This window comes from Burkholderia sp. SIMBA_062, assembly GCF_046534765.1.
Classification (GTDB): domain Bacteria; phylum Pseudomonadota; class Gammaproteobacteria; order Burkholderiales; family Burkholderiaceae; genus Burkholderia; species Burkholderia ambifaria.
On record NZ_JAWRYD010000009.1, the window covers coordinates 229,723 to 250,834 of the forward strand.

At 68.7% G+C, this 21,112-nt stretch carries 17 protein-coding genes; 12 read left to right on the top strand and 5 right to left on the bottom strand.

Features of this window, described 5'->3' with window-relative positions; all coding sequences use genetic code 11:
• Nucleotides 1-33 precede the first annotated feature (33 nt).
• Together SB786_RS12540 and SB786_RS12545 are read left to right on the top strand one after the other, a co-directional pair.
• Nucleotides 34-1,245 (top strand): 5-(carboxyamino)imidazole ribonucleotide synthase, encoded by a 1,212-nt coding sequence (locus tag SB786_RS12540; protein WP_410727727.1) that lies wholly within the window; start codon nt 34-36, stop codon nt 1,243-1,245.
• A gap of 10 nt (nt 1,246-1,255) precedes the next feature.
• Nucleotides 1,256-2,284, top strand: a complete 1,029-nt coding sequence (locus SB786_RS12545) for an L-threonylcarbamoyladenylate synthase (RefSeq protein ID WP_175703029.1) — start codon at nt 1,256-1,258, stop codon at nt 2,282-2,284.
• Nucleotides 2,285-2,370: 86 nt separating this feature from the next.
• Here SB786_RS12545 and SB786_RS12550 read toward each other — a convergent pair whose 3' ends face one another.
• The 3 genes from SB786_RS12550 to dacB form a co-directional block, all read right to left on the bottom strand.
• Nucleotides 2,371-3,507, bottom strand: a complete 1,137-nt coding sequence (locus tag SB786_RS12550) for an SGNH/GDSL hydrolase family protein (RefSeq protein ID WP_410727728.1) — start codon at nt 3,505-3,507, stop codon at nt 2,371-2,373.
• 95 nt (nt 3,508-3,602) lie between these two features.
• On the bottom strand, nt 3,603-4,517 hold the full coding sequence (locus SB786_RS12555; RefSeq protein ID WP_410727729.1) for a sterol desaturase family protein: 915 nt from the start codon (nt 4,515-4,517) through the stop codon (nt 3,603-3,605).
• Between the two features lie 242 nt (nt 4,518-4,759).
• Nucleotides 4,760-6,304, bottom strand: a complete 1,545-nt coding sequence (dacB, locus tag SB786_RS12560) for a D-alanyl-D-alanine carboxypeptidase/D-alanyl-D-alanine-endopeptidase (RefSeq protein WP_410727730.1) — start codon at nt 6,302-6,304, stop codon at nt 4,760-4,762.
• 181 nt (nt 6,305-6,485) lie between these two features.
• On the opposite strand from dacB, the gene SB786_RS12565 reads away from it, so the two are divergent.
• The 6 genes from SB786_RS12565 (at nt 6,486) to SB786_RS12590 (ending at nt 11,874) form a co-directional block, all read left to right on the top strand.
• Complete coding sequence (locus tag SB786_RS12565) at nt 6,486-7,148, top strand: response regulator (RefSeq protein WP_034177105.1); 663 nt, start codon at nt 6,486-6,488, stop codon at nt 7,146-7,148.
• Between the two features lie 3 nt (nt 7,149-7,151).
• Nucleotides 7,152-8,489, top strand: a complete 1,338-nt coding sequence (locus SB786_RS12570; RefSeq protein WP_410727731.1) for an ATP-binding protein — start codon at nt 7,152-7,154, stop codon at nt 8,487-8,489.
• Nucleotides 8,490-8,627: 138 nt separating this feature from the next.
• Nucleotides 8,628-10,112, top strand: a complete 1,485-nt coding sequence (locus SB786_RS12575) for a DegQ family serine endoprotease (RefSeq protein WP_410727732.1) — start codon at nt 8,628-8,630, stop codon at nt 10,110-10,112.
• Nucleotides 10,113-10,206: 94 nt separating this feature from the next.
• Nucleotides 10,207-10,644, top strand: coding sequence for a carboxypeptidase-like regulatory domain-containing protein (locus SB786_RS12580; protein ID WP_410727733.1), 438 nt, complete (start codon nt 10,207-10,209; stop codon nt 10,642-10,644).
• Between the two features lie 134 nt (nt 10,645-10,778).
• The gene (locus SB786_RS12585) at nt 10,779-11,138 is read left to right on the top strand and encodes a DUF427 domain-containing protein (RefSeq protein WP_410727734.1); all 360 of its coding nucleotides are present in this window, start codon (nt 10,779-10,781) and stop codon (nt 11,136-11,138) included.
• Nucleotides 11,139-11,166: 28 nt separating this feature from the next.
• Entirely contained in the window at nt 11,167-11,874 is a 708-nt protein-coding gene (locus tag SB786_RS12590; protein WP_410727735.1) for a CoxG family protein, read from the top strand.
• 72 nt (nt 11,875-11,946) lie between these two features.
• On the opposite strand, the gene SB786_RS12595 is transcribed toward SB786_RS12590, so the two are convergent.
• On the bottom strand, nt 11,947-12,948 hold the full coding sequence (locus tag SB786_RS12595; protein ID WP_410727736.1) for a helix-turn-helix domain-containing protein: 1,002 nt from the start codon (nt 12,946-12,948) through the stop codon (nt 11,947-11,949).
• 152 nt (nt 12,949-13,100) lie between these two features.
• Between SB786_RS12595 and SB786_RS12600 the strand changes: the two genes are divergently transcribed.
• Nucleotides 13,101-13,754, top strand: a complete 654-nt coding sequence (locus SB786_RS12600) for a cysteine hydrolase family protein (protein ID WP_410727737.1) — start codon at nt 13,101-13,103, stop codon at nt 13,752-13,754.
• Between the two features lie 120 nt (nt 13,755-13,874).
• Here the strand turns inward: SB786_RS12600 and SB786_RS12605 are convergent, their stop codons facing one another.
• Nucleotides 13,875-14,516 (bottom strand): TetR family transcriptional regulator, encoded by a 642-nt coding sequence (locus SB786_RS12605; protein ID WP_006762523.1) that lies wholly within the window; start codon nt 14,514-14,516, stop codon nt 13,875-13,877.
• 398 nt (nt 14,517-14,914) lie between these two features.
• Between SB786_RS12605 and SB786_RS12610 the strand changes: the two genes are divergently transcribed.
• The 3 genes from SB786_RS12610 to SB786_RS12620 are packed head-to-tail and all read left to right on the top strand — an operon-like array spanning nt 14,915 to nt 20,940.
• The gene (locus tag SB786_RS12610) at nt 14,915-16,201 is read left to right on the top strand and encodes an efflux RND transporter periplasmic adaptor subunit (RefSeq protein WP_410727738.1); all 1,287 of its coding nucleotides are present in this window, start codon (nt 14,915-14,917) and stop codon (nt 16,199-16,201) included.
• Nucleotides 16,202-16,216: 15 nt separating this feature from the next.
• Nucleotides 16,217-19,417 carry an efflux RND transporter permease subunit gene (locus SB786_RS12615; RefSeq protein WP_410727740.1) on the top strand — a complete coding sequence of 1,067 codons (3,201 nt, stop codon included), beginning with the start codon at nt 16,217-16,219 and terminating at the stop codon, nt 19,415-19,417.
• Nucleotides 19,417-20,940 carry an efflux transporter outer membrane subunit gene (locus SB786_RS12620; RefSeq protein WP_410727741.1) on the top strand — a complete coding sequence of 508 codons (1,524 nt, stop codon included), beginning with the start codon at nt 19,417-19,419 and terminating at the stop codon, nt 20,938-20,940. The genes SB786_RS12615 and SB786_RS12620 overlap by 1 nt, the downstream gene beginning before the upstream one ends.
• Nucleotides 20,941-21,112: the final 172 nt, after the last annotated feature.

The window sequence follows — 21,112 nt, forward strand, 5'->3', positions numbered from 1 at the left end:
GGCGGGCAGCGCCCGCCGCGACCGACCACTGACATGACCGCAACTCCTGATTCCGTTTCCCCGATCCTGCCCGGCGCGTGGCTGGGCATGGTCGGCGGCGGCCAGCTCGGCCGCATGTTCTGCTTTGCCGCCCAGTCGATGGGCTATCGCGTCGCCGTGCTCGATCCCGATCCGGCGAGCCCGGCCGGCGCGGTCGCCGACCGCCACCTGCGCGCGGCCTACGACGACGAAGCCGCGCTCGCCGAGCTGGCCGCACTGTGCGAAGCCGTGTCGACGGAATTCGAGAACGTGCCGGCCGCGAGCCTCGACTTCCTCGCGCGCACGACGTTCGTCGCGCCGGCCGGCCGCTGCGTCGCGGTCGCGCAGGACCGGATCGCGGAGAAGCGTTTCATCGAGGCCTCCGGCGTGCCGGTCGCGCCGCACGTCGTGATCGAATCGGCGGCGGCACTGGCCGCGCTCGACGATGCCGCGCTCGACGCGGTGCTGCCGGGCATCCTGAAGACGGCGCGCCTCGGCTACGACGGCAAGGGCCAGGTGCGCGTGAGCACCGCGCGGGAAGCGCGCGATGCGCATGCGGCGCTCAACGGCGTGCCGTGCGTGCTCGAAAAGCGCCTGCCGCTGAAGTATGAAGTGTCGGCGCTGATCGCGCGCGGCGCGGACGGCCGCTCGGCCGCCTTCCCGCTCGCGCAGAACGTGCATCACGACGGCATCCTCGCGCTGACCATCGTGCCGGCGCCGGCCGCCGATGCCGCGCGTGTCGAAGAGGCGCAGCAGGCGGCCGTCCGGATCGCCGATACGCTCGGCTACGTCGGCGTGCTGTGCGTCGAATTCTTCGTGCTGGAAGACGGGTCGTTCGTCGCGAACGAAATGGCGCCGCGCCCGCACAACTCCGGCCACTACACGGTCGATGCGTGCGCAACGAGCCAGTTCGAGCAGCAGGTGCGCGCGATGACGCGCATGCCGCTCGGCAACCCGCGCCAGCATTCGCCGGCCGCGATGCTGAACATCCTCGGCGACGTGTGGTTCCCGAACGGTGCGACCGGCTCCGGCGGAGCGGCCGAGGCCGTCACGCCGCCGTGGGACACGGTCGCCGCGATGCCGGCCGCGCACCTGCATCTGTACGGCAAGGAAGAAGCGCGCGTCGGTCGCAAGATGGGCCACGTGAACTTCACGGCCGAGACGCGCGACGACGCCGTCGCCGCCGCCACCGCGTGTGCGCAGCTGCTGCGCGTGCCGCTCGACTGAGCGCCAGCCGATGTCCATCGATCTCCCGAACTCCGTGACGCGCGCGCAGATCGACGCGGCCGCCGCGCTGCTCGACGCGGGGCAACTCGTCGCGTTCCCGACCGAAACCGTGTACGGGCTCGGCGGCGACGCGGCGAATCCCGAAGCCGTCGCGCGCATCTACGCGGCGAAAGGGCGCCCAGCGAACCATCCGGTGATCGTGCATCTGCCGCCCGGCGGCGATCCGGGCTACTGGGCCGACGACCTGCCGGCCGATGCGCAGGCGCTGATCGATGCATTCTGGCCGGGCCCGCTGACGCTGATCCTGAAGCGCCATGCGCGCATTCCGGACGCCGTGAGCGGCGGGCAGGATTCGGTCGGCCTGCGCTGTCCGTCGCATCCGGTCGCGCAGGCGCTGCTGGCCGCGTTCAGCGCGCGGCGCGGCGGCCACGGCGGCGTCGCCGCGCCGTCCGCGAACCGCTTCGGCCATGTGAGCCCGACCACCGCTCAGCACGTGCGCGACGAATTCGGCGACACGGTGCACGTGCTCGACGGCGGCGCGTCCGAAGTCGGCATCGAATCGACGATCCTCGACCTGTCGCGCGGCTTCCCGGCGCTGCTGCGTCCGGGCCACGTGACGCCGCGGCAGATCGCCGACGTGCTCGGCCGCGCGCCGCGCCTGCCCGACGGCGGCGACGCGACCGCGCCGCGCGCGTCCGGCACGCTGAAGGCGCATTACGCGCCGCGCACGCCGCTCGCGCTCATGCCGTTCGATGCGCTCGAGCCGCTGCTCGCGGCCGCGCAGACGGACGGCGAACGCGTCGCGCTCGTCGCACGCGCGTCGCGCGCGGGACGCTGGGCGCAGGCCGACGGCGTGCATTTCGTCGCGGCGCCGGAAGATCCGCAGGCGTATGCGCGCGACCTGTACGGCATGCTGCGCGCGCTCGACCGCGCGCAGGTCGCACGCATCCTCGTCGAGAAGCTGCCCGAGACCGTCGAGTGGATCGCGGTCAACGATCGTCTCGGTCGCGCGGCCGCGGCATTCGAAGCGCGCGACTGACGCAGCGTCGCGCATCCGATCCGGCATAAAAAACGCCCGACCGGCGAACCGGTCGGGCGTTTTCGTTTGAGCGCGTGGCGGGAGGCTTACTTGCCGACGCCCGTTGCCGCGATCTGCTTCTCGACGTACTGCGCGAACAGCGCGTGCAGGTGCGTCGTCGGGTGCACCAGGTCGGCGAACATGTAAGTCTGGTCCGCGTTGGCGGTCGTGTAGGTCTGCGGCGAGCAGAACAGCGACGAGCCGAAGGCGGTCGCATCGGCGACGCCATACTGGGTCGCCGCCGCCACCATCGCCTTCAGGTTGCAGCCGGTGTCGGTGTTCGACACGCTGAAGCCGTTCGCCTGATAGTTGGCCGCGATGCCGTCCTGCCACGTGAACGCATCGACCACCGCGTACTTCTTCGGGTCGACCTTCAGTGCGGCGAGCGTGCCGACCAGCGTCTGGTTGAAGAGCCCCGACAGTTGCGTGAACGCGGCCTGCGTGCCGCCCTGCAGCGCGAGCGGCGTGGTGCCGATGTCCGGCACGTTCGCGACGAACACGTGCGACGCGCCGGCCGCGACGATCTGCTGGACGATGCCGCCGAGCTGCTGCGCGGCCAGCCCGATTGCCTGCGCGGCCGCGAGTTGCGCGGCCGGTGTGTTGCCTTGCGCCTGCGCGACCTGCGCCTGATAGAAGATGTCGTTCGCGCCGCCGTTGATCAGCACGATCTGGCCGGCGTTGAAGCTGCCGTGCTGCGTCAGGTACTGCTTGACCTGATCGGCGATCGGCGTCGTCGTGGCCTGCGCGTAGTCGGCGTTCGGCACGCTCGAGGCCGCGTGGCCGATGCCCGGCTGCAGCGTCACGCGCGAGCCGCCCTGCGCGTAGCCGAGGGCGCCCGTGGCCTGCAGCGGAATGCCGAAGCCGCCCTGGTTCGCGGGCTGCAGCGTGTCGCCGTAGTACTGCGCGACGTCCTGCGTCCACACCTGGCCGGGGTTGGTCGTGAAGCGGCCGCCGCCGAAGCCGAGCTTGATCTGCGAGTAGGTACCGACGTCCGACAGGCTGTCGCCGAACGACACGATCTGCATTTTCACGCCGGACGGCGGCGTGTTCGACGCGCTGTTGTTGTTGTCGTCACCGCCGCCGCACGCGGCGAGCAGCGCGAGCGCGGCGCCCGCGATCGCGACCTGTGCGGTGCGCAGCAGGCGTTGACGGTGGCGCGAAGGTGCGTGTTGTCGTGATTGCATCGTTCTATCTCCTCGTAGATATGGCCTGATGTGTTTCTCATCTGCCGCGTGCCTGCCCGGTTTCGGGCTGCGCGGCGGCCGTTGGCTGAAACGGTTTATTGGTCACGCGCAGCCGCAAGCGGCACGGCGCGCGGATCCTGGTTCGCGGCCTCTGCAATCTGCGCATGATAAGCGCTCGCCCATTCGGGCGGGCCGAAAATCGCGCGCAGCTTGTTGCGCCATCCGTCGATGCGCAACGCGTCGGCCGCCATCGATACCCACTCGTGGAACGTCGCGACGAGCGGGTTGTTCGAGCCGAGCGGCTCGACGATTCCATATCGCGGCGGATCGTCGGGCGACTCCTCGACGTAGCTGCCGAACAGGCGATCCCAGATCACGAGCACACCTGCGTAATTGCGGTCGATGTAGCGCGGGTTGCGGGCATGGTGCGCACGATGGATCGACGGCGTGTTGAGCACGTATTCGAGCCAGCCGAGCTTGCCGATCGCCTGCGTGTGCACGAAGAACTGGAATGCGAGGTTGATCAGCACGACGCCGACGATCTGCTGCGGCGGAAAGCCGACGAACGCGAGCGGCAGCCAGAACGCCCACATGCCCGCGACGGGATACATCAGGCTCTGCCGGAACGCGGTCGAGAAATTCATCCGCTCGGACGAGTGGTGCACGACGTGCGCGGCCCACAGCCAGCGCACGCGATGGCTCGCGCGATGGAACACGTAGTAGAGGAAGTCCTGGCCGATGAACAGCACGGCGAACGACAGCCAGCCGTCGTGCCACGTGAACAGCCGGAAATGTGCGTAGCAGTACGCATAAACGGGGATCACGAACAGCCACGCGAGCTTGTCGGCGCCCTGGTGCATCAGCGCGAGCGCCGCGTTGCACAGCGTGTCGCGCCACGCATAGACAGTGTCCTGCGCACGCGTGCGGGCGAGGTGCCAGGCCTCCCACGCGATGCAGAGCAGGAAGACGGGCGCCAGCGCGAGCAGAAGCAATTCGACGTCGAATCGCATGGACGTGTCTCCTCCTTTCCCCTGCAAGCCGTGAGGCCGGGCCCATGGCCCGTTGTAGATATCGGTCAGGCCAACAGCCTACGCAATCGCCACGCGCTAGGCGAGAGGGCAGCGTAGAGGGTTCCCTCTGAGGACAGGGTTTCTACGGAAACCATGTGCAACGGGGCCGCGCGGTGCGGCCCCGTTTTGTGGCGCAGCGCGCGGGCGCTGCGCGGGTGCGCGGCGTCGCGGCGCGCGCGTCGTCAGTGCGCGCCCGCGTAGATCCATTCGAGCAGCGTGTCGTGCGCGGCCCGCGCGGCTTCCGCGTGATCGTCGTTGATGAAACTGACGACGACGTAGCTCTGGCCGTCCGCGCCCGCGACGTAGCCTGCGATCGCGCGCACGTCGCGCAGCGTGCCCGTCTTGATGTGCGCGTTGCCGAGCACGCCGGCGTTGGTCAGGCGGTTCTTCATCGTGCCGTCGATGCCGGCGACCGGCAGCGAATCGACGAACGCCTGCGCGACCGGGCTCGCGTTCGCGGCCTGCAGCAGCGCGGCGAGCGACAACGCGCTCACGTGCTCGTCGCGCGACAGGCCCGAGCCGTTCTCGAGCGCGAGGTCGGGCATCGCGATCCCGCTCTTCTGCAGGAACGCGTGAATCGCGCGGCTCGACTGCTCGGGTGTCGCGGGCGGCTTGCCGGCGACCGCGCCGATCGTCAGGAACAGGTTGCGCGCCATCACGTTGTTGCTGAACTTGTTGATGTCGTAGACGATGCTGCCGAGCACCGGGCTGTGATGGACGGCGAGCGGGCGCGCGGTGGTCGGCACCTTGCCTTCGCTGACCGGTCCCGCGATCGTGCCGCCGTCCTGTTGCCACAGCGCGAGGAAGCCGCGCGCGAAGAACGTCGTGTGATCGAGGATCGCGAGATTGGTCGTGCGCGCGCCGCAGCGCAGCGGATAGTCGCCGGCGAACGACGCGGTCATGATCCCGCTGCCGGACGACAGCGTCGGACGCGCGGCCGCGGCAGCCGCGCCGCACGATCCGCTGCCTTCGTACAGCTGGTTGTCGATCGACAGATTGGCGAGCGGCGGCAGCACATCGACGGCGACCTTGCCGTCGTCGCCCGGCGTCACCGTGAACGACACGGCCTTGAACGCATACAGCAGCGGATCCGGGCCGACGTTGTACGGTGCGCTCACGTCGTCGTCGAACGACGGCAGGTCGCGCGTCGACGCGGCGAAATAGCTCTTGTCGAGCACGAGGCCGCCGCTCACGCGCTTGATGCCCGCCTTGCGGAGCTTGTCGACGAGATCGATCAGCTCCTCGGGCACGAGCTTCGGATCGCCGTTGCCCTTGATGTACAGGTTGCCCTCCAGCGTGCCGTCCGGATCGACCGGGCCGTCCGCATACGCGGTGGTGCGCCAGCGGAAGTCGGGGCCGAGGATCGACAGGCCCGAGAAGGTCGTGACGAGCTTCATCGTCGACGCCGGCAGCATTGGCCGGCTCGCGTTCCATTCGATCAGCGGCTCGGGATCGCCGACGCGCTCGACGACGACGCTCATCGCCGATGCCGGCACCTTCGCGCGCTGCAGCGCGACCAGCACGGACGCCGGCAGGCCGGCCGCGCGCGCGGCGGGCGACACGACGGCGGTCTTGCGCGCTTCCTTGTGGAGCTTCTTGCGGGCCTGCGCGGAAGGTGCGAACGCAAGGGCCGTGCAGGTGGCGACGACGGCGGCCGCACGCAGGCAGACGCGGGCGCAGACGCGGGCGCGGGGTGCGAACCGGGCGGAGAGATCGGAAATCGGCATGGGCGAATACGGGAAATGCAGGGGTTCGGGCAGGGCGCGCGGGGCGCCGGAGCGCACATTGTAGAGACAAGTGCGCACACGCCCCTTGCAATCCGCCTTTCTGTTGCATTGCAGGCGGCGCACGCGATTCGCGGCGCTACAATGGTCGCCATGTTGACTCGCCCCATGGGCTCCGGTTCCGATGCGGATTCTCCTTGTTGAAGACGATCGAATGATTGCCGAAGGCGTACGCAAGGCCTTGCGCGCCGACGGCTTCGCGGTCGACTGGGTGCAGGACGGCGACGCCGCGCTCACCGCGCTCGGCGGCGAGGCGTACGACCTGCTGCTGCTCGATCTCGGCCTGCCGAAGCGCGACGGCATCGACGTGCTGCGCACGCTGCGTGCGCGCGGGCAGTCGCTGCCGGTGCTGATCGTCACCGCGCGCGATGCGGTCGCCGATCGCGTGAAGGGGCTCGACGCGGGCGCCGACGACTACCTCGTCAAGCCGTTCGACCTCGACGAACTGGGCGCGCGGATGCGCGCGCTGATCCGCCGCCAGGCGGGGCGCAGCGAGTCGCTGATCCGCCACGGCGCGCTGACGCTCGATCCCGCGTCGCACCAGGTGACGCTCGACGGCGCGCCGGTCGCGCTGTCCGCGCGCGAGTTCGCGCTGCTCCAGGCGCTGCTGGCGCGGCCCGGCGCGGTGCTGTCGAAGAGCCAGCTCGAGGAGAAGATGTACGGCTGGGGCGAGGAGATCGGCAGCAACACGGTCGAGGTCTACATCCACGCGCTGCGCAAGAAGCTCGGTTCGGACCTGATCCGCAACGTGCGCGGGCTCGGCTACATGGTCGTCAAGGAAAGCTGACGCGTGAGGTCGATTCGTCATCAATTGCTGATCTGGCTGCTCGCGATCGTCGTCGCGGGCGTGGGCCTCGCGGGCTGGCTGATCTACCGGCAGGCGCTCGCCGAAGCGAACGAGCTGTTCGACTACCAGCTGCAGGAAATCGCCGCGGCGCTGCCGTCCGAGCCGTTCTCGCAGGTGTTCGGTTCGCGCACCAACGGCGACGAAGGCATCGTGATCCAGATCTGGAACCGCAACGGCGTGCTGATGTACTTCTCGCATCCGCGTGCGCCGATCGCGCCGCGCGCGGAACTCGGCTTCTCGACCGAGCGCACCGATCGCGGCGAATGGCGCGTGTACGGCGCGATCGTCGGCGACAACGTCGTGCAGCTCGCGCAGCCGCTGTCGGTGCGCAACCGGCTCGCGGCGAACGTCGCGCTGCGCACGCTGTGGCCGCTGATCGTGCTGCTGCCGTTCCTCGGTGCGGCGGTCTGGATGATCGTCGGGCGCGGGCTCGCGCCGCTCGCCCGCGTGACGCGCGCGGTCGAGGCGCGCCGGCCGGAAGCGCTCGATCCATTGCGCGATGCGGGCCTGCCGCTTGAGGTGCAGCCGCTCGTGCGCGCGCTGAACAGGCTGCTCGCGCGGCTGTCGGCGGCGCTCGACACGCAGAAGGCCTTTGTCGCCGATGCCGCGCACGAGCTGCGCACGCCGCTCGCGGCCGTGCAGATCCAGGCGCAGCTCGTCGCCCGCGCGAAGGACGATACCTCGCGTCGCGAGGCGATCGCGGATCTCCAGGACGGCGTGTCGCGCGCGACGCGTCTCACCGAGCAACTGCTCGCGCTCGCGCGTGCCGAACCGGATGGCGCGACGATGCGCGAGCCGGTCGACCTGCAGGCGCTGCTCGTCGAATGCGTGGCCGCGCATGCACCGCTCGCGCAGCGTCACCACATCGATCTCGGCTTCGAGGAGACCCGCGCGGCGACCGTCGTCGCGGATGTCGGCGCGCTGCGCGTGATGTTCGGCAACCTGCTCGACAACGCGGTGAAGTACACCCCCGACGGCGGCCGCATCGACGTGTCGCTGACGCGCGACGCGGCCGGCCGCGCGTGCGTGCAGATCGGCGACAGCGGGCCTGGCATCCCGGCCGACGAGCGCGAGCGCGTGTTCGACCGCTTCTACCGCGACAGCTCCGCGCGGGCGCGCGCCGACGTGTCGGGCAGCGGGCTCGGGCTCGCGATCGTCAAGCGCGTGGCGGCGCAGCAGGGCGCGACGGTGTCGCTCGGCGACGCGGCCGCCGGCGGCCTGCTCGTGAGCGTCGTGTTCCGCGACGCCGAGATGCCGGCGCAGGCTGCCGAATCCGCATGATGCACGGCGCCGCGCGGCGCGGGCGCCGGCGCCCGCCCGTCATCGGCGTGAACACGCGCCAGGCCTCGCTCGAGGTCGATTAAGCCTCCTTTAAGTCAGGGTCGTTACGCTGCGTCCTAACAAAGAGGAGGTCCTACGATGAACACTCGATTCCTTGCGCGCGGCGCCGTCGCGGTCGCCGTGGCGGCCGCCCTGTCCGCCGGCTATGTCGCGGGCACCCGCCGCGCCGATCCGCAGATCATCACGCCCGCGCAGGCCGCTGCGCTGATGCCGGCCGAAGCCGCGGCGAAGACCGGCATTCCCGATTTCTCCGGGCTGGTCGAAACCTACGGCCCGGCGGTCGTGAACATCAGCGCGAAGCACGTCGTGAAGCAGGTGTCGCGACGGGTGCAGCAGCCGCAGCTGCCGATGGATCCGAGCGATCCGTTCTACCAGTTCTTCAAGCACTTCTACGGCCAGGTGCCGGGCATGGGCGGCGACGCGCAGCCGGACGACCAGCCGAGCGCGAGCCTCGGTTCGGGATTCATCGTCAGCGCCGACGGGTACATCCTCACCAACGCGCACGTGATCGACGGCGCGAACGTCGTCACGGTCAAGCTGACCGACAAGCGCGAGTACAAGGCGAAGGTCGTCGGCTCCGACAAGCAGTCCGACGTCGCGGTGCTGAAGATCGACGCGAGCGGCCTGCCGACCGTGAAGATCGGCGATCCGGGCCAGAGCAAGGTCGGCCAGTGGGTCGTCGCGATCGGCTCGCCGTACGGCTTCGACAACACGGTCACGTCCGGCATCATCAGCGCGAAATCGCGCGCGCTGCCCGACGAGAACTACACGCCGTTCATCCAGACCGACGTGCCGGTGAACCCCGGCAACTCGGGCGGCCCGCTGTTCAACCTGCAGGGCGAGGTGATCGGCATCAACTCGATGATCTACTCGCAGACGGGCGGCTTCCAGGGCCTGTCGTTCGCGATCCCGATCAACGAGGCGATCAAGGTCAAGGACGAGCTCGTGAAGACGGGCCACGTGAGCCGCGGCCGCCTCGGCGTCGCCGTGCAGGGGCTGAACCAGACGCTCGCGAGCTCGTTCGGACTGCAGAAGCCGGACGGCGCGCTCGTCAGCTCGGTCGACCCGAACGGCCCGGCCGCGAAGGCGGGCCTGCAGCCGGGCGACGTGATCCTGGGGGTGAACGGCTCGCCGGTGGCCGACTCCACGTCGCTGCCTGCGCAGATCGCGAACCTGAAGCCGGGTTCGAAGGCCGACCTGCAGGTGTGGCGCGACAAGGCGAAGAAGTCGATCAGCGTGACGCTCGGCGCGATGACCGACGCGAAGCTGGCGTCGAACGACGGCGGCCCGGTCGAGCAGGGCCGCCTCGGCGTCGCGGTGCGACCGCTCACGCCGCAGGAGCGCAGCGCCGCCAACCTGTCGCACGGGCTGATCGTGCAGCAGGCCGGCGGCCCGGCAGCCAGCGCAGGCATCCAGCCTGGCGACGTGATTCTCGCGGTCAACGGCCGCCCGGTCACGAACGCCGAGCAATTGCGCGATGCGGTCAAGGGAGCGGGCAACAGTCTTGCTCTCCTGATTCAGCGCGATAATGCACAGATCTTCGTGCCGGTCGACCTGAGCTGACCGGCGGCCGTTGCGGGCCGGCCTCGCCGGCCCTCGCGGGCGCTGCCGGCGTTCGGCCCCGTGGTGCTGTGTTCCGACCCGAAAGGAGAGAGCCATGCAATATCTACGCAACGTGTCCCGATTTGCCGCCGCCGCGGCGCTGGCCGCCGGCCTCGCCGGCGCCGCGCCCGGCGCCTACGCGCAATCGGACGGCTTGCCCGCGGCGAGCCAGCAGGGCGATGTCAGCTACGTGTCGGGCGGCATCGGCAAGGATCAATCGACGGCATTCGAGCAAAGCGAAGCGGCGTGGCCGCTGGCGCTGCGCTTCACCGGCGCGGGCGGCGAATTCCTGGCCGACGTCCATGTGCGGATCGTCGACGCCAAGGGCACCGAATTGCTGAAGACGGACGCGCGCGGCCCGTACATGCTCGTGAAGCTGCCGCCGGGGCGCTACACCGTTCACGCGTCGTACCAGGGCAGCGACGAATCGCGCGCGGTCACGGTCGGTGCGAAGGGCGGCGCGAAGGCCGCGTTCCGGTGGAATACGCAGTAGCGAATCGCGGGCCCGGCGCGGTCGCGCAATCGGATGCAGTTTCGCCCATAATGAGAGCCACGGCCCCTGTGCCGTGGCTTTTTCGTTTCCTGCACCCGGCTTGCCCGCCGGGGCCGCCGCCCGGAGAAGAAACGATGTCCGATGCCGCCGACCCTCGCCTAGAAATCGTGCCGAACCGCCATCGCGTGCGCGTGATTCATCGCGGCATCACGTACGCCGATTCGCACGGCGCACTGACCGTGCGCGAAACGGGCCTGCCGGACATCCATTACCTGCCGCGCGGCGACGTCAACATGCACCGGCTGGTGAAGTCGAGCGTCACGACGGCGTGTCCGCTGAGGGGCCAGGCCGTGTATTTCCACCTGCAGACCGAAGACGGCGTGATCGAGAACGCCGCGTGGAGTTACGAAGAACCGGGGGAGACCGCGTCCGCGCTCGCGCACTACGTCGCCTTCGATGTCGCACGGGTCGACAATCTCATCGAGACGTCCTGATACGGCGTAGGTACATCGGGGAGGCATCATGGAACTGACCGACACGTTACGCGTACCGCTCGCGCCGGCTGTCGTGCGGGAGGCACTGGAGGATCTCGCGTTGCTGCGGGCGAGCTTCGACCATTGCGAATCGTTCGCGAAGCTCGCGCACGGCGAGTTCGCGCTGACGATCACGGTCCCGCTCGGCCCGCTGCGTGCGCGCTACGACGTGCGTGCGCACTCGGCGAGCGAACAGGGCGACGCGGAAGGGCAGCCGCGCCGCGTGCTCAACTTCAAGGCGCGGGCCGACGGCCTCGGCGCGCTGCGCGGGCAGGTCGAGCTCGTGCTGCTGCCGGACGACGACGAGGCCGCGACGCGCATCGAATACGTGATGTGGGCGACGGCGAGCGGGCCGCTCGCCGAGCTGCCGGCGCGGCAGATCGAGAATGCGCTGCACGAGTGGACCGACGATTTCTTCCGCGAATTCTGCGCGGTCGTGCAGGCGAAGCACGGCCTCGTGCCGAACCGCGCGCGCGCGAGCCCGCCGCGTCGCCAGCATGTGTTCCTGCGGCCCGCGTCGCTGATGGCCGCGGCGAAGCGTCCGCTGCCGTCGCACCTCGGCAGTGCGCTGAGCGGCCGCGCCGCGAGCGCCGTTCATCATCGCGAATCCGGCCCGCTGCCCGTCTGGGCGTGGGCGGCGATCATCGTGTTCGTCGCGTTGCTGCTGTACGCGGCGCGCTGGATCAACGGCGCCTGAGCGGCCGCGCCCGCTAGCGGGTTGCCCGGCCGAGCGCCGGCGGCCCGGCGGCGCGGTGGCCCGGCGGCCACACTAGCGCCGCGCGTCGGGCCCGGTGCCGCGAAATTCCCTCCGATATGCCGACGGCGACGTGCCGAGCGCGCCCGCGAAATGCTGGCGCAGCGACACGCTCGAGCCATAGCCGGCCGCCTGCGCGATCGCGTCGATCGATTGTCCGGTGGTCTCCAGCAGATGCTGCGCACGCGTGAGCCGTTCGGCCTGCAGCCACGCGGTGACGGTCATGCCCGTCGCCTGGCGGAAGTGGCGCGTGAACGTGCGCCGGCTCATCAGTACGCGTTCGGCAAGCGAATCCACACTGTGCGCGACGTCGAGATGCGCGCGCACCCAGTCGAGCAGGCCCGCGAGCCGCGCGTCGCGCGGATGCGCGGCGACCGGCTGCGGCACGTACTGCGCCTGCCCGCCCTGGCGGTGCGGCGGGATCACGAGACGGCGCGCGATCTGGTTGGCGGCGTCCGAGCCGAAACGCCGCCGCACCACGTGCAGGCAGCAGTCGAGCCCCGCGGCCGTGCCGGCCGACGTCATCAGGCTGCCGTCGTCGACGTACAGCACGTCGGGGTCGAGCTTCACGCGCGGAAAGCGTTGCGCGAAGTCGTCGGCCCACGCCCAGTGCGTCGTGGCCGGGCGCCCGTCGAGCAGCCCGGCCGCGGCGAGCACGTACGCGCCGAGGCACAGGCCGACGACCTGCGCGCCGCGCGCGGCCGCCGCGCGTACCGCGTCGACCAGCACGTCCGGCGGCGCTTCGGCGGGATCGCGCCACGCCGGCACGATGACGATGTCCGCGTCGTCGAGTGCGTCGAGCCCGTGCGGCGCGGTGATCGTGAAGCCGCCCGTCGTCGCCAGCGGGCCGCGCTCGGCCGAGCACACGCGGAACTCGAACGCGGGCGCCGCGGCCGCATCGCGCTCCCTCCCGAACACGACGGACGGCACCGACAGGTGGAACGGGCTGATGCCGTCGTACGCGATCACGGCGACGACGGTCGGGGCGGGGGCAACGGGCGGCGCAGCGGCGCGCATGACGGGCTCCGGAATGGCGGTGGCCCGATTCTATCGAAGAATGGCTATCGGGCCACTGTCGGCAAGCGCGATGCGATCCGACAATGCATCGCATCGCGCTGCTGTCCGCCCCGTTCCGGAGCGGGGCGGCGCGGCCGAACCCGGAGCCTGCCATGTCGAACGCCGTATCGCCTTCCGCTTCCCGCCGTGCCCTGATCGTGATCGATGTCCAGAACGAATACGTGACGGGCAACCTGCCGATCGAGTATCCGCCCGTCGACACTTCGCTCGCGAACATCGGTCGTGCGATCGACGCCGCGCATGCGGCCGGCGTGCCCGTGATCGTTGTCCAGCACGTCGCGCCGGCGGGGGCGCCGATCTTCGCGCCCGGCACGGACGGCGTCGCGCTGCATCCGGTCGTCTCCGACCGGCCGCATGCGCACCTGATCGTGAAGGGGCAGGCCAGCGCGTTCGCCGGCACCGATCTCGCCGCGTGGCTCGACGCGCACGGCATCGACACGCTGTCGGTCGTCGGCTACATGACGCACAACTGCAATGCGGCGACGGTCTATCACGCGGCGCACGCGGGGCTCGCGGTCGAATACCTGACGGACGCGACCGGCGCGTTGCCGTATGAGAACGAAGCGGGCGCGGCGAGCGCCGAGGAGATTCACCGCGCGTACACGGTGGTGTTCCAGTCGAATTTCGCGGCCGTGATGTCGACCGACGCATGGATCGCGGGACTCGGCGGCGCGGCGATGCCGACGCGCGATTCGGTGGCCGCGTCGAACCGGCGGGCCCGCGCGCAACGCCCGAAGGCGGCCTGAGCGAACCGGGGAAAGCAGAGGAGTCGATCGGGCGGCGCGGCGCCGGCCGCCCGTGCATGGCCGGATCGCCCGGCCGGTGACGATGAAACGGCGCACGTCGCGCCGTCGGCGGGGCGCCCGTCAGTCGCCCGTCTTCAGCATCGCCGGGCTGTAGCGCAGCATGTCGAAGCAGCCGTCTACGAGTTGTTCCGCATGCTGCTCGGCGTCGATTTCGTCGGGCAGCATCAGCATGTCGCGCACGAAACCGCTGACGAGCGTGTGCAGCATCAGCGTCGCGCGCCACGTGTCGAGCCGCTCGGGCAGCAGCTTGAGCTGAACGGCGACCGCGAGATCGGCATCGATCGCGTGCAGCGCCTCGCTCATCCCCGCGCGGTTGCGCTGCAGCAGCGGCTCCATGTCCGCGACGTATTCGCACTTCATGAACAGGATGCTGAACACGCGTCGCAACTGCGAGTCGCGCTGCACGCCGAGCAGGCACCAGATCAGGATCTTGCGGATCTTGTCGAGCGGATTGCCGCCGGGCGCGTCGAGCGGCATCCGTTTGAGCTCGTCGATCGGCAGGAACACGCGGTCGAACATCGCATCGAACAGCTCGCTCTTGTTCGCGAAATGCCAGTAGATCGCGCCGCGCGTCACGCCGGCGTGCTGGGCGATGTCCGCGAGCGACGTGTGCGACACGCCCTTCTCGAAGAACACGTGCTCGGCGGCATCGAGAATGCGGTTGCGCGTCTCGAGCGCCTCCTCCTTGGTACGTCTGACCATGTGCAGGCCTGAATGAATCGATCGTAGGTGAATATAGGGGTCTGCACCCTCGTCGCCGTCTCCGGGAGCCGCTATGCTCTCGACTTGAAACAATTCGTAAGATTGGGCGGGTCGCGACGGGCGATCGGGCTTTTTACATACATTCGTGAATGTATATACAATACCACCCTACGATCGAATGGCCCAAGTGGCAATCAGTTAATATCCCACTCTGCTGATTCCCGCCAAAGTACCAGTCCGCAGTTCGCGGCATCTCGTCGGCACGGAGGTTTCGTGCCGACTTGCTGTATCCAGCAGTCCCGTAATTCAGGTGTTCGATCTGCGCCGCGAGGCGCATCCGTGTTGCGCTCCCGCGGGGCGCTGCACTCATTCCATTGGTTACAAACAGAGGTCGCTCCATGCGCGTCGAACGGGTTCCATACCGCTTGATCACTGTCGCGGCAGCCGCGGTTTTCCTGGCTGCCTGCGGAAAAAAAGAATCGGCACCGCCGCCGCAAACGCCGGAAGTCGGTGTCGTCACCGTCCAGCCGCAATCCGTGCCGGTCTTCACCGAGCTGCCGGGCCGCACCAGCGCCTTCCTCGTCGCGCAGGTGCGTGCGCGGGTCGACGGCATCGTGCTGCGCCGTGAATTCACCGAAGGCGGCGACGTCAAGGCCGGCCAGCGCCTCTACAAGATCGACCCGGCACCGTACATCGCCCAGCTGAACAGCGCGAAGGCGACGCTCGCGAAGGCGCAGGCGAACCTCGTCACGCAGAACGCGCTGGTCGCGCGCTACAAGGTGCTGGTGGCCGCGAACGCGGTCAGCAAGCAGGAATACGACAACGCGGTGGCCACGCAGGGCCAGGCCGCGGCGGACGTCGCGGCCGGCAAGGCAGCGGTCGATACCGCGCAGATCAACCTCGGCTATACGGACGTCGTGTCGCCGATCACCGGCCGCGTCGGCATTTCGCAAGTCACGCCGGGCGCCTACGTGCAGGCGAGCCAGGCGACGCTGATGTCGACGGTGCAGCAGCTCGATCCGGTCTATGTCGACCTGACGCAGTCGAGCCTCGAGGGGCTGAAGCTGCGCCAGGACGTGCAGAGCGGCCGCCTGAAGACGAGCGGCCCGGGCGCGGCGAAGGTGTCGCTGATCCTGGAGGACGGCAAGACCTATTCCGACGCCGGCAAGCTGCAGTTCTCCGACGTGACGGTCGACCAGACGACGGGCTCGGTGACGATCCGCGCGGTGTTCCCGAACCCGGGCCGCGTGCTCCTGCCGGGGATGTTCGTGCGCGCACGGATCGAGGAAGGCGTGAACGAGAACGCGTTCCTGGTGCCGCAGATCGGCGTTACGCATGACGCGAAGGGCCAGGCGATCGCGCTGGTCGTGAACGCGGGCAACAAGGTCGAGCCGCGTCCGCTGAAGACAACCGGCATGCAAGGTCAGAACTGGATCGTCGAAGGCGGCCTGCAAGCGGGCGACCGCGTGATCGTGCAGGGCGTCGAGAAGGTTCGTCCGGGCGCGACGGTGAAGTCGGTCGCCGCGCAGTTGCCGGCCGCCGATGCGGCATCGGGTGCGGCCGCATCGACCGCGCCGGCCGCCGCCGCCGCTTCGGGCGCTACCGCGTCGGGCGCCGCTGCCTCGGGCGCCGCCGCATCGGGTGCAGCGCCGGCGAGCGCCGCCGCTGCTTCGAGCGCGAAATAACAGGGAGCCTGTTTCATGGCAAAGTTTTTTATCGATCGCCCGATCTTCGCGTGGGTGATCGCCATCATCCTGATGCTGGCCGGGGTCGCGTCGATCTTCACGCTGCCGATCTCGCAGTATCCGACGATCGCGCCGCCATCGATCCAGATCACCGCGAACTACCCGGGCGCTTCCGCGAAGACCGTGGAAGACACGGTGACGCAGGTGATCGAGCAGCAGATGAGCGGTCTCGACAACTTCCTGTACATGTCGTCGACGAGTGACGACTCGGGCAACGCGACGATCACGCTGACCTTCGCGCCGGGCACCAACGCCGACATCGCGCAGGTCCAGGTGCAGAACAAGCTGTCGCTCGCGACGCCGGTTCTGCCGCAGGTCGTGCAGCAGCTCGGTCTGTCGGTGACGAAGTCGAGCAGCAGCTTCCTGCTGGTGCTCGCCTTCAACTCCGAAGACGGCAGCATGAACAAGTACGACCTCGCGAACTTCGTGGCGTCGCACGTGAAGGATCCGATCAGCCGGTTGAACGGCGTCGGTACCGTCACGCTGTTCGGCTCGCAGTACGCGATGCGGATCTGGCTCGACCCGACCCGCCTGACGAACTACGGCCTCACGCCGGTCGACGTGTCGACCGCGATCGCCGCACAGAACGTGCAGATCGCGGGCGGCCAGATCGGCGGCACGCCGGCCACGCCGGGCACCGTGCTGCAGGCGACGATCACCGAATCGACGCTGCTGCAGACGCCCGAGCAGTTCGGCAACATCCTGCTGAAGGTCAACCAGGACGGCTCGCAGGTTCGCCTGAAGGACGTCTCGAAGATCGAGCTCGGCGGCGAAAACTACAACTTCGACACGAAGTACAACGGTCAGCCGACCGCGGGCTTCGGTATCCAGCTCGCGACCAACGCGAACGCGCTCGCGACCGCGAAGGCCGTGCGCGCGAAGATCGACGAGCTCGCACCGTTCTTCCCGCATGGCCTCGTCGTGAAGTATCCGTACGACACGACGCCGTTCGTGAAGCTGTCGATCGAGGACGTGGTTAAGACGCTGCTCGAAGGTATCGTGCTGGTGTTCCTCGTGATGTATCTGTTCCTGCAGAACCTGCGGGCGACGATCATCCCGACGATCGCGGTGCCGGTCGTGCTGCTCGGCACGTTCGCGATCATGTCGCTGGTGGGCTTCTCGATCAACACGCTGTCGATGTTCGGCCTCGTGCTCGCAATCGGCCTGCTGGTGGACGATGCGATCGTGGTGGTCGAGAACGTCGAGCGTGTGATGGCGGAAGAGGGGCTGTCACCGAAGGAGGCGACCCGCAAGGCGATGGGCCAGATCACCGGCGCGCTCGTCGGCGTGGCGCTCGTGCTGTCGGCGGTGTTCGTGCCGGTCGCGTTCTCCGGCGGCTCGGTCGGCGCGATCTATCGTCAGTTCTCGTTGACGATCGTGTCGGCGATGGTGCTGTCGGTGCTCGTCGCGTTGATTCTGACGCCGGCACTGTGCGCGACGATCCTGAAGCCGATCCCGCAAGGGCATCACGAAGAGAAGAAGGGCTTCTTCGGCTGGTTCAACCGTACGTTCGACAACAGCCGCGAGAAGTACCACGTCGGCGTGCACCACGTGATCAAGCGCTCGGGCCGCTGGCTCATCATCTATCTGGTGGTGATCGTCGCGGTCGGCCTGCTGTTCGTGCGCCTGCCGAAGTCGTTCCTGCCCGATGAAGACCAGGGCCTGATGTTCGTGATCGTGCAGACGCCGTCGGGCTCGACGCAGGAAACGACCGCGAAGACGCTCGCGAACATCTCCGACTACCTGCTGAAGGACGAGAAGGATATTGTCGAATCGGCGTTCACGGTCAACGGCTTCAGCTTCGCCGGCCGCGGCCAGAACTCGGGTCTCGTGTTCGTCAGGCTGAAGGACTACGCGCAGCGCCAGCATGCGAACCAGAAGGTGCAGGCGCTGATCGGCCGGATGTTCGGGCGCTACGCGGGTTACAAGGACGCGCTCGTGATCCCGTTCAACCCGCCGTCGATTCCGGAACTCGGCACGGCCGCCGGCTTCGACTTCGAGCTGACGGACAACGCCGGTCTCGGCCACGACGCGCTGATGGCCGCGCGTAACCAGTTGCTCGGGATGGCCGCGAAGGATCCGACGCTGCAGGGCGTGCGTCCGAACGGGCTGAACGATACGCCGCAGTACAAGGTCGACATCGATCGCGAGAAGGCGAACGCGCTCGGCGTGACGGCGGATGCGATCGACCAGACGTTCTCGATCGCGTGGGCGTCGAAGTACGTGAACAACTTCCTCGACACCGACGGCCGGATCAAGAAGGTGTACGTGCAGTCGGACGCGCCGTTCCGGATGACGCCGGACGACCTGAACATCTGGTACGTGCGCAACGGGTCGGGCGGGATGGTGCCGTTCGGCGCGTTCGCGAGCGGTCACTGGACGTACGGGTCGCCGAAGCTCGAGCGCTACAACGGCGTGTCGGCGATGGAAATCCAGGGTCAGGCCGCACCGGGCAAGTCGACCGGTCAGGCAATGACAGCGATGGAAGGGCTCGCGAAGAAGCTGCCGGTCGGTATCGGCTATTCGTGGACCGGCCTGTCGTTCCAGGAAATCCAGTCCGGCTCGCAGGCGCCGGTGCTGTACGCGATCTCGATCCTGGTCGTGTTCCTGTGTCTCGCGGCGCTGTATGAAAGCTGGTCGATCCCGTTCTCGGTGATCATGGTGGTGCCGCTCGGCGTCGTGGGCGCACTGCTCGCGGCGACGATGCGCGGCCTCGAGAACGACGTGTTCTTCCAGGTCGGCCTGTTGACCACGGTGGGCTTGTCCGCGAAGAACGCGATTCTGATCGTCGAGTTCGCGCGCGAACTGCAGATGACGGAGAAGATGGGGCCGATCGAGGCCGCGCTGGAAGCGGCGCGCCTGCGGCTGCGTCCGATCCTGATGACGTCGCTCGCGTTCATTCTCGGTGTGATGCCGCTCGCGATCAGTAACGGCGCGGGTTCGGCGAGCCAGCACGCGATCGGTACCGGCGTGATCGGCGGGATGATCACGGCGACGTTCCTCGCGATCTTCATGATCCCGATGTTCTTCGTGAAGATTCGCGCGATCTTCAGCGGCGAGAAGGAAGACGTCGACGACGCGCTGCGCCTGGCTCAGCAGCACTCGCACCACGAAGAGAAGCCGGGCAACGGCGACGAAGGCAACAAGGGACAGTGATGATGCAAAAACACGCTTTGACTGCAATCGCGGTCGCGCTCCTTGCCACGGGCTGCACGATGGCGCCGCACTACAAGCGGCCCGACGCACCCGTCGCGCAGGCGTACCCGGCCGACGGCGTCTATGCGACGCAGCCGGGTGCTGCCGGCGCGCGCAGCGCGAACGGCCAGGCGGCGACCGCCATCGGCTGGCGCGAATTCTTCGTCGATCCGCGCCTGCAGCGGCTGATCGAGATCGCGCTGAAGAACAACCGCGACCTGCGCGTCGCGGTGCTGAACATCGAGGCGGCGCGCGCGCAGTACCAGATCACGCGCGCCGGGCTGTTCCCGACGCTCGACGGCACCGGCACGGGCAATATCCAGCGCGTGCCGCAGGGTCTTTCGCAGACGGGTGCGCCTTACATTTCGCGCGCCTACAACGTCGGGCTGTCGGCGTCGTGGGAGCTCGACCTGTTCGGCCGCGTGCAGAGCCTGAAGGACCAGGCGCTCGCGCAGTACCTGTCGACGTCGTATGCACGGCAGGCCACCGAGATCTCGCTGGTGTCGCAGGTCGCGGATCAGTACCTGACGCTGCTGTCGACCGACGATCTGCTGAAGGTCACGGAAGACACGCTGAAGACCGCGCAGGCGTCGTACGACCTGACGAAGCTGCAGTTCGACAACGGCACGGGCTCCGAGCTCGAGCTGCGTCAGGCGCAGACGGTGGTCGAGCAGGCGCTGTCGAACCAGCAGGCCCAGGCGCGTGCGCGTGCGCAGGCATTGAATGCGCTGGTGCTGCTGATCGGCGAGCCGCTGCCGGACGATCTGCCCGCAGGCATGCCGCTCGACGCGCAGAACCTGCTGACGGACGTGCCGGCCGGCCTGCCGTCGGACCTGCTGACGCGTCGCCCCGACGTGATGCAGGCCGAGCAGACGCTGCTGGCCGCGAACGCGAACATCGGCGCGGCGCGCGCGGCGTTCTTCCCGCGCATCTCGCTGACGGGCGCGTTCGGCACCGGGAGCCCGACGCTCGGCGGGCTGTTCAAGGCCGGCACGGCCGCATGGTCGTTCGCGCCGCAGATCACGATGCCGATCTTCGAAGGTGGACAGAACATCGCGAACCTGAACCTCGCGAACGTGCAGAAGCGCATCGAGATCGCCAACTACGAGAAGGCGATCCAGTCGGCGTTCCGCGAAGTGTCCGACGGGCTGGCGGCACGCGGCACGTACGACCAGCAGATCGCCGCGCTCCAGCGCAACGAGCACGCGCAGCAGCGTCGTTTCGATCTGTCGGACCTGCGCTACAAGAACGGGGTCGACAGCTACCTGTCGGTGCTGACCGCGCAAACCGATCTGTACAGTGCGCAGCAGTCGCTGATCAACGCGCGTCTGGCCCGCTGGACGAACCTGGTCGACCTGTACCGCGCACTGGGCGGCGGCTGGATCCAGCAGGCCGGCGAGACGCCGCGCGCGCCGGACCAGACGGTCGACTACGACAAGGCGGCCGCCCCGGCGCCTGCGTCGGCTGCGGCGACGAACGGGTAAGCGCGACGGCGGGCCGGGCGGGCGACCGCTCCGGTTCGCTGAAGTCGCGGTCCCCGGGGTGCGACAACGCCACGGACGAAAGTCCGTGGCGTTTCTTTTGTGCGCCCAGCATGGGCGCACTCCTGCGGGTGCAAGTCCCGCCATAAGCTGATCACGGCAAATGAAGTGAAGC